General features: G+C 57.3%; 14 protein-coding genes. 5 read left to right on the top strand and 9 right to left on the bottom strand.

Annotated features, from left to right (window positions below; genetic code table 11):
* Nucleotide 1 precedes the first annotated feature (1 nt).
* The 9 genes from F6X24_RS01160 to F6X24_RS01120 form a co-directional block, all read right to left on the bottom strand.
* Nucleotides 2-610 (bottom strand): YceI family protein, encoded by a 609-nt coding sequence (locus F6X24_RS01160; protein ID WP_151085894.1) that lies wholly within the window; start codon nt 608-610, stop codon nt 2-4.
* A 50-nt stretch (nt 611-660) separates the two neighbouring features.
* Nucleotides 661-1,092 (bottom strand): hypothetical protein, encoded by a 432-nt coding sequence (locus F6X24_RS01155; RefSeq protein WP_151085893.1) that lies wholly within the window; start codon nt 1,090-1,092, stop codon nt 661-663.
* 467 nt (nt 1,093-1,559) lie between these two features.
* Complete coding sequence (secDF, locus tag F6X24_RS01150) at nt 1,560-4,580, bottom strand: protein translocase subunit SecDF (protein ID WP_151085891.1); 3,021 nt, start codon at nt 4,578-4,580, stop codon at nt 1,560-1,562.
* A gap of 113 nt (nt 4,581-4,693) precedes the next feature.
* A complete protein-coding gene (locus F6X24_RS01145; RefSeq protein WP_151085889.1) occupies nt 4,694-5,074 on the bottom strand; it encodes a hypothetical protein in 381 nt (126 codons plus the stop codon).
* A 59-nt stretch (nt 5,075-5,133) separates the two neighbouring features.
* Nucleotides 5,134-7,500 (bottom strand): hypothetical protein, encoded by a 2,367-nt coding sequence (locus tag F6X24_RS01140; RefSeq protein ID WP_151085888.1) that lies wholly within the window; start codon nt 7,498-7,500, stop codon nt 5,134-5,136.
* A gap of 89 nt (nt 7,501-7,589) precedes the next feature.
* The gene (locus tag F6X24_RS01135) at nt 7,590-8,057 is read right to left on the bottom strand and encodes a DUF4268 domain-containing protein (protein ID WP_151085886.1); all 468 of its coding nucleotides are present in this window, start codon (nt 8,055-8,057) and stop codon (nt 7,590-7,592) included.
* 38 nt (nt 8,058-8,095) lie between these two features.
* Nucleotides 8,096-8,722 carry a uridine kinase family protein gene (locus tag F6X24_RS01130; RefSeq protein ID WP_151085884.1) on the bottom strand — a complete coding sequence of 209 codons (627 nt, stop codon included), beginning with the start codon at nt 8,720-8,722 and terminating at the stop codon, nt 8,096-8,098.
* A 98-nt stretch (nt 8,723-8,820) separates the two neighbouring features.
* Entirely contained in the window at nt 8,821-9,399 is a 579-nt protein-coding gene (gene rdgB / locus F6X24_RS01125) for an RdgB/HAM1 family non-canonical purine NTP pyrophosphatase (RefSeq protein WP_151085883.1), read from the bottom strand.
* A 72-nt stretch (nt 9,400-9,471) separates the two neighbouring features.
* Nucleotides 9,472-9,771 (bottom strand): hypothetical protein, encoded by a 300-nt coding sequence (locus F6X24_RS01120; protein WP_151085881.1) that lies wholly within the window; start codon nt 9,769-9,771, stop codon nt 9,472-9,474.
* Nucleotides 9,772-10,069: 298 nt separating this feature from the next.
* On the opposite strand from F6X24_RS01120, the gene F6X24_RS01115 reads away from it, so the two are divergent.
* The 5 genes from F6X24_RS01115 (at nt 10,070) to F6X24_RS01095 (ending at nt 14,210) form a co-directional block, all read left to right on the top strand.
* Nucleotides 10,070-10,339 (top strand): type B 50S ribosomal protein L31, encoded by a 270-nt coding sequence (locus tag F6X24_RS01115; RefSeq protein WP_151085879.1) that lies wholly within the window; start codon nt 10,070-10,072, stop codon nt 10,337-10,339.
* Nucleotides 10,340-10,506: 167 nt separating this feature from the next.
* Entirely contained in the window at nt 10,507-11,724 is a 1,218-nt protein-coding gene (locus F6X24_RS01110) for a GlmU family protein (RefSeq protein ID WP_151085877.1), read from the top strand.
* A 73-nt stretch (nt 11,725-11,797) separates the two neighbouring features.
* The gene (locus F6X24_RS01105) at nt 11,798-12,088 is read left to right on the top strand and encodes a hypothetical protein (RefSeq protein ID WP_151085875.1); all 291 of its coding nucleotides are present in this window, start codon (nt 11,798-11,800) and stop codon (nt 12,086-12,088) included.
* A 3-nt stretch (nt 12,089-12,091) separates the two neighbouring features.
* The gene (locus F6X24_RS01100; protein WP_151085874.1) at nt 12,092-13,225 is read left to right on the top strand and encodes a DNA polymerase III subunit; all 1,134 of its coding nucleotides are present in this window, start codon (nt 12,092-12,094) and stop codon (nt 13,223-13,225) included.
* 46 nt (nt 13,226-13,271) lie between these two features.
* Complete coding sequence (locus F6X24_RS01095) at nt 13,272-14,210, top strand: DUF2279 domain-containing protein (protein ID WP_151085872.1); 939 nt, start codon at nt 13,272-13,274, stop codon at nt 14,208-14,210.
* Nucleotides 14,211-14,249: the final 39 nt, after the last annotated feature.

Raw genomic sequence — 14,249 nt, 5'->3', positions numbered from 1 at the left:
GTTAAGGTTGGGATACCAGCGCGGGCGAAACCGCATCGCAGGTGAGGTTGATGCGCACGCTCACCGACTTGGCAATGTGCTCGCGCACCAGCAGTGGGATGTCGATGGAAAAGTCGGCCGGGGCCACGTTGAAGTAGGCGAATACCACCAGCTGGCCATCGCGCACTTGCAGGGTGCCCGTAACCAGTACTTTGTGCGTCACGCCGTGCATCGTAAGGTTACCTTCGGCCTCTACCGTCTGCGTGGCCGTCGGCAGCTGTTTCAGCACCTGGGCGGCATTGTTAATCTGGCCGGTAAAAGTGGCCTTCGGAAATTTTTCCGATTCCATGTAGTTCTCGTTGAAGTGCTCCTGCATGAGGGTGCGCTTAAACTGAAACTCGTGAATGGGCACCGAAAAGGCTATTTGCCCGGTAGCCAGGTCAAATACGGCCGCTACCTTATCGTTGCGGGCTTCAATATCCTCCATAATGGAGGCTGAAAAAAAGGAGATGTGGCCGGCCCTGGTCATAAATTTACCCTGCGCCCAGGCCCGCCCGGGGCTTCCCAGCCCCAGCAGTAGCCAGGCCAACAGGATGCCCAGACGCCCCACACTTGGTATTAGTTTTGTCATATCCAAGTGAATAGGGTAAGAAAAGAAGAAGAGGAGAGCATCAGCGGAGGCTAGTTGTTTTTAGCTCCCTCATCAACCCACGTTTTAATAAGTGCAACCTGGCAGGCGTCCAGCTGCCCATTGCCATCGTAAGGCATGGGGTTAAAACCCGAGTCGTGCCGGATGCAGCCTACCATGTAGCTCACCCCACCGATGCCGGTAGTTGGGGAAGTCCAGGCGCTTACCGATGAAAACGATTCCATGTTCATGGCGCTCGATGCGCCGTTGGGAAACGGAATCTGGTAGTGGGCCGCATCGTGGCACCGGTAGCAGTTTGACTTGAAGATAGGCACCACATCTTTCGCATAGCTAACGTCCTTGTAGGTCGTTGTGCAGCCTTCGGGCGCTATGCGCGTGTAGGAACAGGCTGAGAGCAGCCCGGCAAAAGCGGCTACCACGCCAAACAGGCGGAGGGTATTGGCCCGCAAAGTAAATAATTTCACAAAAAGTAAAAATTTAGTAGGAACAAGGTAATAGTTAAGCGAAATGGCTTTGGAAAGATACGCTGTAAACCACTAGTAAATCAAGTCTTTACTGGTAGCTGCCAGGCAATCCAGGGGCTGGGTATTCGTCTTGGCTGGGCTACACTTTAGCGAAAAGCTGGTCTTTAGCGGAGGCAATTGCGTTAAAAATAGCTTTATATAAAAATTAGCTAAGCCTTTTAGGCTGCTGCCAACCTACGCTTGCCGGCAAAACTAGGTTTGAGCTCTCCGAAAACTTTTTGTTTTCGCCCATCACCGCTTTTAGCTGTGTAAACTGACCGATAATCTCAACCACCGTTTTCAGATAATGTTCGTTCCCCATGCGACTTTATAGTTGTCAGCCGGGCAGACTATGGCTTTATCCTTAAAATATTAAAAAGGCCCGGCTGCAAAGCCGGGCCTTTTTAATATTTAATAAGCGCTATGTTTTAAATAGTAGTAGCCGTGCTCAGCTTGGGCGCATCGCCGGGCAGGCTGGTAACGTCTTCGCCAGCGGCTTTGCGCTCGCGCTCTTCCTGGCGGCCATACGTATCGAGAATAATAGGCGTGGCGATGAACAGCGACGAGTACGTGCCGAAGATGATACCGATTATCATGGCAAACGAGAACGAGCGCAGCGTTTCGCCCCCGAAAATGTAGAGCACCAGCACTACCAGAAACACGGTGGTAAACGTAATCATAGTGCGCGAGAACGTCGAGTTCAGGGCCGGGTTTACTACCTGGGCGAAGGTCAGCTTGGGGTTTTCGCGCAGGTACTCCCGCACCCGGTCGTAGATAACTACCGTGTCGTTCATCGAGAAGCCGATAATGGAGAGTACCGCGGCCACAAAAATCTGGTCCATCTCGTAGTTGGCCCCGAAGGCGCGGGCGATGGGGTAGGAGGCAATAACCAGCAGCGCATCGTGGAACAGCGCGATAACGGCGGCCATCGAATACTGCCACTTCTCGAAGCGGAAAAGTACGTACACGAAGATGCCGAGCAGCGTAAGCGCCAAACTCAGGAACGAGGTGCGCTTGATGTCGTCGGCAATGGTGGCGCCTACTTTGGATGTCGATTTGATAGCCGGTGCATCGGCCGCGTATTTGCTCAGGCCCTGATTCAGGGCGTCGGCCACGGTTTTGTCGGCCGTCTGGCTTTCATCTTCGGCCAGGTAGCTGGTCGTGATGCGCAGGCGGTCGGGGTTGCCATACTGCTTTACTTCGAGGCCGGTGTTCTTAAAAGCCGGCTCCAGCGCGGTCCGGACATCCGAAGCCACCATCGGCTTGTTGAAATCGACGACGTAGGCGCGGCCCCCTTCAAAGTCAACGCCCAGGTTGGGGCCACCTTGCAGGTACATCAGCACGAAGCCCGTGACGATAACGATGGTCGAGAAAGCGTAGGCGATTTTGCGCTTGCCCACGATGTCGAAGTTCAGGTTCTTGAACAGGTGGCGCGAGAGGAAGGTCGAGAAGGTAATAGCGCTCGTCGTTTTGCCCTTAATCAGGAACTCGATGATGAGGCGCGATACGTACACGGCCGACAGGAACGAGGTGAGCACACCAATACCCAGCGTGACGGCAAAGCTCTGCACCGGGCCCGTGCCGAAGAAGCCCAGGATGATGGCGATGAGCATGGTGGTCACGTTCGAGTCGAAGATGGCCGAGAAAGCGCGGTTGTAGCCGGCGTTTACGGCATCATGCAGCGAGTGGCCGTGGTCCAGCTCTTCGCGGATACGCTCGAAAATCAGTACGTTGGCATCTACCGAGGAGGCAATTACCAGAATCAGGCCGGCAATGCCAGGGAGCGTGAGCGCCGTGCTAAACTGCGCCAGCACGCCCAGAATCAGGAACATATTGAAGAGCAGAGCGGCATCGGCCACGAGGCCGGCGCGGCCGTAGTACATGGCCATAAAGACCATAATAATCAGCAGGCCGGCCAGCGACGAGTACAAACCCTGGTTGATGGCTTCCTTACCGAGCGAGGGGCCTACTACGGCTTCTTCCACGATGCGGGTCGGGGCGGGCAGCTTACCGGCTTTCAGTACCTGGGCCAGGTCCTGGGCTTCGTCGATGCTGAAGTTGCCCGAGATGCTGGTATTGCCACCCGAGATTTCGCTCTGTACCACGGGGTCGGAGTACACCACGTCGTCGAGCACCACGGCTACCTGCTTGCCGATGTTGGCCCCGGTCATTTTCTGCCACTTGCGCGCCCCGGTAGGGTTCATGCTCATGCTTACCTCGGGGCGGCCGGTCTGGTCATAGTCCTGGCGCGCATCGCTCACTACCTCGCCGCCAATGGGCGCGGCAATGGCGCCGGTCCGGTCTTTCTTCACGGCTACCAGGCGCAAAAACTGCTGGCCATTGGCGTCAATCGGCTTATTGGTATACAGCAAGGCTACGTTGGGGGGCAGAATGCTGCGGGCTTCTTCCGAGTGCAGCACGCGGTTCATCTGGGCCGTGTCGCGCAGGTTCACGCCAAGCGTGCCGGGCATGGTGAGCAGGCGGGCCAGCACACCACCTTTCTGAGCGGCGGCCGTAGAGTCAGTTTTAGCCTTGCCGGCCGGCGCCTTCTTGGCCAGCTGGGCCGCCAGCGAAGTGGTATCTTTTTGAGCTCCTTTGGCGCCACCAGCAGCGGCAATGGTCGAGTCAGCTTTGCTTACGGCTTTGGCCGGAGCGCTGGTAGCGGCTTTTTCCTTGGCCGTCAACACCTGGTCGAGCTGAGCAAGGTAGGGCGTAATCTCATTCTGGGGCCATACTTCGTAGAATTCGAGCTTGGCCTGGCCTTGCAGCAGCTTACGCACGCGGTCGGGGTTATCTACGCCCGGCAGTTCTACCTGAATGCGGCCGGTGCCCTTCACGCGCTGAATGTTGGGCTGGTTTACCCCAAACTTATCCACGCGCTTGCGCAGAATGTCGAACGAGCGGCCAATAGCGTCTTCCTCTTCCTTATTGATAGCCGACAGCACCTTGCTGTCTGAGCTGTTGAGGTCAATTTTGCGGTCTTTATTGACTGAGTTAGCGAAAATGCGGTTCAGCGGTACGCCGGGTGCCGTTTCCTGGTAGGCCTGGTAAAACAGCGTGGTGAAGGCCGTGCCGGAGTTGGTTTTCTGGCGCTCCTGAGCCAGCGCCAGGGCTTTATTGAAAGCCGGGTCTTTTGAGTTGCCGGCCATAGCCCGCACAATTTCCACGGGCGAAACCTCCAGGGTTACGTGCATGCCGCCCTTCAGGTCAAGGCCCAGGCCCAGCTCGCTCTGCTTCACATCGCGGTAGGTATACGAGCCAAACACCGGCGCCCGCCATACCGAGTCGAGGTAGTGCTGACGCTTGGTTTCGTCGAGCTGGCCGTTGTGCGTGGCGTAGTTAACCGCCTTCTGCTGCACGCCCCGCGAAACGTAGGTGAAGAAGAGAAAGTACGCGCACAGCACCGAAACGATGATGGTAAGCGTAATAATGAGTCCTTTGTAACGCATCTGATAAAAAGTAGAGTGTAGAGATGAAGAATCGAAAAGCGAAGCAGAAAGGAGGCATAAGGAATTACCAGTAGATAATTCTTTATTCCCCATTCCCAATTCCTCATGAAAACCTAGGGTGCCTGTGGCGTCAGGGTAGTGGCCAGTAGGCGCTGGCGGCACAGTTGCACCACACTAATGCCCGGCGCACGGAGGCGCACCTGCGCCACCGCGCGGCGCACCAGGCGCGGCAGCCAGGTCGTTGGCAGCGTGCCCGGTAGCCAGGCCAGCGCCCAGGCGGGGGCCACGTAGCTGCTCAGGGGCGAAGCTGCTTCCAGCAGTACTTGCTGCTTGATAACCGTAGCCCGGGGCGCAACGCTCAGCTGGGTGGGCGTGGGGCGGCTGGGGCGCAGCAAGCTCACTGTCCGGCCGTTCAGACCCAGCAACAGCATCACCGGCAGGGCCACCAGGGCCACGCGCAGAAAGTGCTGAAACTGAGAAATGGAATAGCGCATACTTCGGGCAGGGCTACAAATATAGCTTGGCCCGCTCACATTGAACCAATAGTTTACGGCTACGGAACCAGTATTGCGCTACTGTTGATGGCAGTGGCAGCGGGAGAAATGCACCGCAGATAGTATAGCCCGGCTGGTAGATTAGTTGCGGGCTTTAAGTCAGCTGCTGCTGGTGCACTGGTGTAAGTGCGCTGCCACACAGGCCGGCCCAGTATATCAATCAGAGTTAGGGTGACAGGTTTGCCCACTATAGTAGCAGGTAATATAGCAGTGCAGTACCCACTAACTGCCGGATTAGGGTATACAAGTAACTGGCCGGCTGAAGCTGTAGCTGGCGAATGCGTTGCTAATAGAGAAACGCCACTCAATTGGCGCAGGCAGAAGTTTTCGCCATCAGCTATAACCAAGTTGCCAGTTGGGGTAAATGCCAAGCCCGTAATATTGCCAAATACGGCAGTCAATGCTGGTCCATTAACAAACCCTGTTTCGTTGCTACCTACTACAGTGCTAACACGGCCGTCAGGGGTCACTTGGCGGATGCGTGTCTGCTGTGAAATAAGCGTATTGAATCCGGTATTCCACTCTGATACGAAAGCTACGCCGTTCGGTGATACTGCCAGTGCAACTAGACCGCCACCAAAGCTAAAGCGCGCTGCCGACCCGCTTCCATCCACTTGTCCGCCATTGAAGTCAACAGGGTCGCCGGCAATAGTCGTTACGAGGCCCACCGGACTGACTTTGCGCACTGTATTGTAATCAGCTAAATAAAGGGTGCCATCGGCTGTAGCTGCCATAGAGGCCACAAGTCCGAAGCCAGCAGCTGCTCCCTGGCCGTCAATAATACCGCGGGAGGGACCGGAGCTGCCTCCCGCATAACCGGCTACAGTTGAAACAACGCCAGCCGGAGTTATTTTGCGGATATTATAAAAGTAGTAGTCATACATATAAAGGTTTCCGGTCGCATCAATCGCTAGTCTACCGGGTTCGCCAAAGTAGGCCTGCCTGCCTACTCCATCTTGATAGGTCATCTGATAGGGTAGCTGGGTAGTGTCACCGCCCGCTACCGTAGAAACAATACCAGTTGTAGATATTTTGCGAATGGCCTTGTTGTCTATATCGGTTAAGTAAACGTTGCCGTTAGCATCCTGCACCATTCCCTCAATACCCTGACCGAATTTAGCGCTGGCTACTGGTCCATCGCGGTAGCCAAGTTGGTTACTGATAGTGAATAGGGTAGTAACGGTGCCCGTCGACGAAACTTGCCGTATTTTACCCCCGGTTATGCCGTTTGTGACAAAATTCCTACTTTGATTAGACTCATAAAGTAGGATGTTTCCCCCAGTTCCATTCGTCATAAGCACCGGCCGGGTGAAGCGGGCCTGGGCGGCCGGCCCGTCGACTTGGCCAAAAGTGGAAGCAGAATCCAAGTAAGTGCTGACTACCCCAGCCGGCGTAATGCGTCGGATGCGGTTGGGTCCTGCCTCTACTACTAAGGCATCGCCGTTAGGAGTGCTTGTGACCGCTCCCAGCAAGCCAAACCGGACCGCAGCGCCAACACCATCAGCATAGCCAGCAGCGGTGGGGCTGCCCGCCAGTGTCGTGACCTCACCAGCGGGAGTTACAATGCGTAAGCAATGGTTTTGGTAGTCAGATACATACAAATTGCCGCCAGGCGCTAAGCCTAGTGAGCAAAAAGCCCTAAAGCGAGCTTGCCGGCCCTGCCCGTCGAGGTAGCCGTCGGTAGCAGTATCACCCGCTATTGTCCGGATGTAGCCCGTCTGCGGGTCAATCTGCCGGATAGTCCATCTGTCGGCCAGGTATAGATAGCCATCACTAGCCAGCACCATACTGTGGGGGGTATTAATGCGACCTACGCCTACTGGCCCATCGCGAAAACCAGCCAAGCCATTGCCGGCCAGGGTGGTGACCGTGCCGCTAGCCGAAATCTTGCGAATAAGCCGAACCGGAAAATCTTCCGCTACATAAAAATTGCCCGCCGCATCGCGCGCAAAGCAAGTAGCGGCTTGCAGCGGTGCGCCTACCAGCTGCGTTATCTGTCCTGTTGGCGTTATCTTTAAAAGGGATTTTTGGGTGCTAACGTATAAGTTGCCAGCCCCATCGCCCACAAGCTTATCGGGAAACCCGAGGCTGGCAGTACTGCTACTGCCAGGTAAGCCGCCACTTCTGGGTAGCCCGGCTACGGTCGAGAGTACACCTGCTGGCGATAGCTTCCGTACCTGGTAAGTATCGGTGAAAAGCAGGTTTCCACCCGCATCTAGATATAATCCGCTGGCCCGCTGAAAATGTCCTGTACCTGTACTGCCATCAGCAAATGGCGCACCGCCAGCTAGTATGCTAACAGTAGGTTGGGCACGTAGTGCAGCCCCAAGAAATAGAAAAAGACTAGTAAGTAAAAAATGCTTCATGCACAGCTACAGAGAAAGAGAAACTTCGCAAAGCTATGTCATTATACTGATGCAGTCAAAATACTCGCGCAGGCAAAAAGAGGTAGCTGCTACCCTTCCCGCAGCTCCTCGAAGGCATACTGCGCACTGCTCCAGAACTCATCCAGGGCAATGAGGCGAGGCTTGAAGAAGGAAATCAGCGCCGGCCAGTCGTCGCGAGTGAAGAGGTTGACGGGCGCCAGCTCCTTGTAGATGCGGCTTAGGGGCTGCCCGTGCTCGTTGGTGGCGGCCGCTTCCCAGGTCCATTCTTCGCCCAGCGTTTCGTGCAGCAGGGTTTTCAACTCCCCAAACTGCTCGTAAAACAGCTCGCGTATGCCGGCATCGGGCTGCGTCAGCTCAATGCCGATGCGGGCGCGGCGATTGTCGGCATCGAGCTTAAACTGCACGCCTTTCAGGCCCGTTTTGTAGTTTATCCAATTGACCGCCAGGCCGTCGGCCGAGAGCACCGGGGCCATATATTGCCCCAGGGTGGTCCAAAAAGCCTGGCGCAGCTGAGAGGCTTCGGCTTTGCTATACACGGCAAAAAAGATGAGTTAAGCTAAACTAACCCAGTAGCTTAGATGGCCTCGGCTACTTTCGCTTTCAGATAGCCCGTGAGCACGGCCAGCCCATTCTCAAAGTGCCGGTTGTTGGGAATAATGATATCCGCGTCGGCCTTGAAGGGCTGAATATACTTTTCGTAGGTCGGGGCTACGTGGTGCGTGTAGCGATAAAGCACGTCCTGTAGGTCGTAGCCGCGCTCGTCGCGGTCGCGCACGATGCGGCGGTGCAGCTTTACGTGCTCCTGGGCATCTATATATACCTTTAAGTCAAGAAGATTGGCAATTTCCTCAAAATAAAAGACGAAGATGCCCTCGACCACCACAATGGGCGCAGGCCGGAATACCAGCTCGGCGGGCACCACATTCGGGTTATTAAACGTGTATTCCTGGCGGCGCACTTCGTGGCCTTCGCGCAGCCGGCGCACATCGGCCGCGTAAGCAACCGAGTCGATGCTCGATGGCAGGTCGAAGTTTTCTACGCCCTGGTCGTCGCGAAACTGCTGCTCGCGGGGATGGTAGTAATTATCCTGCGAAATCAAACAGATGTCGCGTTCAGGAAAGGCGGCCAGCAAGCGGCGCAAAAACGTGGTTTTGCCCGATGCGCTGCCGCCCGTGATACCAACGAGGTAGGGATGCTGCATAACGGGGAGCAAAGGTACAGGTAATGGGTAATAGGCAGCCGGGCACCGGATAATCCTGCTCAACAGCCATCCGTAATTACGCAGTGGCCAACTGCCTGTTACCCATTCAAAAACGCGACCAGCCCGGCCACGGCCCGCGCCCGGTGGCTAAGCTGATTTTTTTCGGCAAGCGTCATTTCGGCGAAAGTGCGGCCGTCACCCTCATCGGGTACAAACACCGGGTCGTAGCCAAAGCCGCCGCGGCCGATGGGGGCCGCCGCAATGGTGCCGGCCACCTCGCCGCTGAACTCGCGCACCTCGTGCCGGCCGCGCACCAGCGCCACTACGGTGCGAAAGCGCGCCCGCCGATTGAGCTGAGTGCCCAGCTTGTGCAGCAGCTTGGCTACGTTGTCGGCGGCCGCGCGCTGGGGGCCGGCGTAGCGCGCCGAGTACACGCCGGGCTCGCCGTGCAGGGCCTCTACTTCCAGCCCGGTATCGTCGGCAAAGCAGGGCACGCCATAGTGGTCGAAGACATACTGCGCCTTCTGGCGGGCATTGCCTTCCAGGGTGGGCTGGGTTTCGGGCAGCTCTTCGTGGCAGCCAATTTCGGCCAGGCTTAGCAGCTCGATGCCGGCCGGCAGCAGCGGCCGAATTTCATCAAGCTTATGAGCATTGTTGGAGGCAAAGCAAAGACGCATAGCAGTTCTAAGAAAGGGCTGGAACAAGGGAGCCGCGCAGTCAAAGCTACGGGCCCGCCGACACCCGGGGGCCTAGCGAAACATCAGCTTGATGGTGACCCACGAACGCTGAAGCACGCCAACCCTGCCGGCTTCCGTAGTTGAATAGGCTTGCCTGGGCGCGGCGCTATCCAAGGCATAGCGATACTCCAGGGGCGCTTGCCGCGCGTCTGAGCTGCCAGGCAGCAGGGGAGAGTCGCGGCTATAGCTGCGCTCGCTGGCAGGCAGCACGCCCGGTAAAGCCTGAAAATCAGTCTCAGTAGTTGCGCCCCACGCTATCTGCCCGGCATTGCCATCGTGCGCGCCGACGGCCAGCAGCAGGGTTATAGCCAATACCAACCCCGCGCTACCCAACCCCAACCCCCAGCCGCGGCCGGAAAAAAAATGCGAAGAGTAGCGCTGAAGCATAGCTGACAACCGCTGCACACAGGGCAGCAAGCCAACCAAATATAGGGCGCGGCGGCTTTTGTCCGGCATACTCCAGTTTTAAATAAGTCGCTGGACCAGTGAGGCGGGCCTGACTACGAAGAAGCAGGCGCCCGGCAATTGATTTTGTCGGAGCTAATGCGTACTTTTGCAGTCCCTTCCGCAAAACCGGCAGGGTTTAACAGGTAAATAGGCCCTCCCGATAATGAAAAAGGACACGCACCCCGAGTACCGCCAGGTAGTTTTCCAGGACACCTCTTCGGACTTCAAGTTTATCACCCGCTCCACAATGACGTCGGCCGAGACGATTCAGTGGGAAGACGGCAACACCTATCCGGTGATTAAAATCGAAGTAAGCAGCGCTTCGCACCCCTTCTACACCGGCAAAAACATGTTCATCGATACGGCCGGCCGCGTGGAGAAATTCCGCAGCCGCTACGCCAAGAAAGAGCAGAATACGGCTGGCAAGCAGTAGTATTCGGGGCTGCTGGCTTTAGGCTACCAGCTTTCAACTTTTGAACAACTCCTTTCGGCAGCGCCGGAAGGAGTTTTTTATTGCCCGCTGCCGGGGACCCCGGGCGTAATTTTGTCTTTCCAGAAAAGCGGCCGGCTGGTTGCCGCTGGCCGCTATCAGCTAATTCTATGCATTTTCTTCTTTTCGATGACCCGGCCATTAGGCCGCATTTGCTGCCGCTCACCTTTACCCGGCCGGTGGCGGCGCTGCGTTGCGGCATTCTCACCATCGCCGAAAAGTGGCAGTACCGGCTGGGTACGGCAACGCTGGGCTACCTCACCCAACCGTACTTGCAGGCCAGGTTTCCGGCTGGCAACGTCGCCGGCCCCGCGCTGGTCGTGAATGGCGCCGTCTGCCCCGACGACCTGCTGGCCCGCCAGGTACTGGCACTCGCGCCCGGCCAGGGCCTGTACTTTGGCGATACGCTGGTGGCCGCCCATCTCGCCGATGCCAGCCAGGTGGCCGAGCTGGTGCAGGATGGCCTGCGCGAGCAGCGTGCGGTAGCCGAAGAGGTGGTAATTATTGCGCGTCCCTGGCAGCTGTTTCTGCAAAACGGGGCGGAAATTCGTCGCGATTTTGCCTTGCTCACGGCCGGGCGCACCTCGCAGCCGGTGGGCGACGCGCATACGATTGTATATGGTAAAAATAATATATTTATCGAGGAAGGTGTAAAAATCCGCGCGGCCATTCTAAACGCCGAGGACGGCCCCATTTACCTCGGCAAAAACTCGCAGGTGCACGAAGGTGCCATTATCAGAGGCCCGCTGGCCTTGTGCGAGGGCAGCCACGTGAACGCCGGCGCCAAGCTGCGCGGCGACAATACCATCGGGCCATTCTCGAAAGTGGGTGGCGAAGTGGGCAACAGCATCCTGCTGGGCTATAGCAATAAAGGGCACGACGGCTACCTCGGCAACTCGGTTATCGGCGAGTGGTGCAACCTCGGGGCCGATACCAACACCAGCAACCTCAAAAACAACTACGCCCCGGTAAAGGTGTGGAGCCACGCCGCCAGGCGCTTTGTCGATACCGGCCAGACCTTCTGCGGCCTGCTCATGGGCGACCACAGCAAGTGCGGCATCAACACTATGTTCAATACCGGCACGGTGGTGGGCGTAGGGGCCAATATCTTCGGCGCAGGCTTCCCGCGCCAGTTCATCCCGAGCTTTAGCTGGGGCGGCGCCTCGGGCTTTGAAACGTTTAAGCTCAATAAGTTTGCCGAAGTAGCCGAGCGGGTGATGAGCCGGCGCGGGCTAGCCTATGATGCAGTAGAGCAAGGGGTTATTGCGGAGGTTTTCCGGCAGACGGAAGGCGACCGGGTTTGGGAAAAGACCCTGGAAAAAAGCTAGGCCGATGCTGTGATGAATGCATAGGTTCGGATAATAAAGATATTCGCGTACTAGTTTCAGTAATCCGCAACTTATGAGCTCTCCACAAACTAAAACCGATACGCTCGGCTACCTGCTGGGTGGGGTAGGCTTGTTAGCCATTTCAATTATACCAGTATTCACCGTGATGCTTGGCGGTGTCCAGCTAGATGGTAAACTAGCCATTATGGCTTACTGGTTGCTTGGGGTGCTGCTCATTGCCTGGGTCGTGCGTAGGTTTACCAAACTCAGCGAGCGAGTAGTAGCAATACTAGCAACTGTGATAGGCTGGTACATTGTCTTGCAAATCCTATTTGTGCTGGAAACGATGGTTTTTAGATTGTAAACGTTGCAATTCGCCGATATTCCCAACCAAGCTGCCCTCAAGGAAGTCCTGCGCCAGTCGGTGCAGCGCGGGCACGTGGCGCACGCCCAGCTGTTTCGCGGGGCCGAGGGCTCGGCAGCGCTGCCGCTGGCGCTGGCCTACGCCCAATACCTCAACTGTGAGGGCCGCGCCGCCGATGCCGCCGACAGCTGCGGCCACTGCCCGGCCTGCCTGAAAATCAGCAAGCTGGCGCACCCCGACCTTAATTTTATCCTGCCCACCACCACGACCAAGGCAGTGCCCAAGGATGCCACCAGCGGCCGGTTCATGGCCGAGTGGCGCACCTTTCTGGCCGAAAGCCCCTATCAGGGCTTTAACGACTGGATGCAGCACATCGGAGCCGAAAACAAGCAGGGCAGCATCTCAAAAGAAGAAGCCGGGCAGCTGCTCAAGCTCGTCAGCCTCAAGGCGTTCGAGGCGCGGTTTAAGCTGGTCATCATCTGGTTGCCCGAGCTCATGCACCCGGCCGCCGCCAACGCCGTGCTCAAGCTGCTGGAGGAGCCGCCCCCCGCTACGGTGTTTCTGCTCGTCAGCCACGAGCCCGAGCGGCTGCTGCCCACCATCATCAGCCGGGTGCAGCCGGTAGTGGTGCGCCCGTTCTCGGAAGACGACATAACCGCCTATCTGACTGCGCACTATCACCTGCCCGAGGCCAAAGCCCGGCAGGTAGCGCAGCTGGCTGAAGGCAATCTGGGCGCGGCCATCGCCAGCCGCGAGCACAGCGCCGACCACAACTACGCCGAATTCTTCATCAACTGGATGCGTAAATGCTATAGCCTGAAAATGACGGAGGTAATAGCCCTGGCCGATGAGTTCCAGAAGATGGGCCGCGAAAACCAGAAGGAGCAGCTCAGCTTCTCGCTGGGGCTGTTGCGCAAAGTGCTGCTCTACGGCATCGACCCCCAGATGGTGCCGCACCTGCCCACCGGCGAGCAGCAATTCGTGCAGGGTTTCAGCAAGTTTGTGACGGCTCGCAACGCCGACCAGCTTAGCGAGGAGCTAAACACTGCGCACTACCACATCGAGCGCAATGCCAACCCGCGCATGGTGTTTGTCGATGCCTCGTTGCGGATGGGCCAGCAGCTGCGGCGCGCGTAGTAGCGTGGACTCTGCGAGTCCGCGCTGCGTACCCGACCTTTGCCGCATGCGCCACCGTCCGCTCCTGTTTTTGCTTGCCGCCAGCCTAAGTCTCGGCCAGCCGGCGCGGGCGCAGCTTGTGGCCCCGCCCGACCCGGCCGGCAACCCGGGTATCAACCAGGGCCGCTTTATTGGCGTGGTGATAGGCACGGCCGTAGTGTACACCCTAACTTCTTACCTGCTGGGCAAAACCTGGTATACCAAGCGAGTGCCCTTTCATTCGTTCAACGACAACGGCGAATGGCTGCAAATGGACAAGTTTGGCCACGCCACCACGGCCTATGCCATCAGCCGGGGCGAGTATGAGCTGTTTCGGTGGAGTGGCGTCAATGAGCGGGCGTCGGCGCTAACCGGCGGTCTGGTGGCGCTGCTGTATCAAACTACTATTGAGCTGTTTGACGGACGCTCCGAGGGCTGGGGATTTTCAAAAGGCGATATGGTGGCCAACCTCAGCGGAATTGGCTTGTTTATGGGCCAGCAGTATGGCTTTGGCGAGCAAAAGCTGAGCCTGCGCTACGGCTGGCGGCAAAGCATTTACCCACCGTACCGGCCCAATCTGCTGGGGCAGAGCATTGGGACGCAGATGCTGAAAGATTATAACGGCCAGCAGTACTGGCTGTCGCTCAATATTGCTTCGGTGCTGCCGGTGGGCCCGTCGTTTCCGCGCTGGCTCAACCTTGACCTGGGCTACAGCGGCAGCGGCATGACCGGCGGCCACGCCAACCCGCCGTATGTCGACGCCGACGGCAAGGAAGTGAAATTTACCCGCTACCGGCAGTTTTATTTGTCGCCCGATGTAAGCCTGGCCCGTTTGCCGGGTATTAAGGGCAGCAGCGCGCAGGCGCTGGTCAGTGCCGGGCAGTTCTTTAAAATTCCGGCTCCTTCGCTCGAATACAACCACTTGAGCGGACTGCGCCTGCACCCACTAGTATTACCCAAAGACTGATTTTTATTGTTCGCGCTGTTAAACAGTTCGCAAAAAGCG

This window comes from Hymenobacter baengnokdamensis (genome assembly GCF_008728635.1).
GTDB lineage: Bacteria > Bacteroidota > Bacteroidia > Cytophagales > Hymenobacteraceae > Hymenobacter > Hymenobacter baengnokdamensis.
This window is presented reverse-complemented; position numbering and strand designations above follow the sequence as displayed.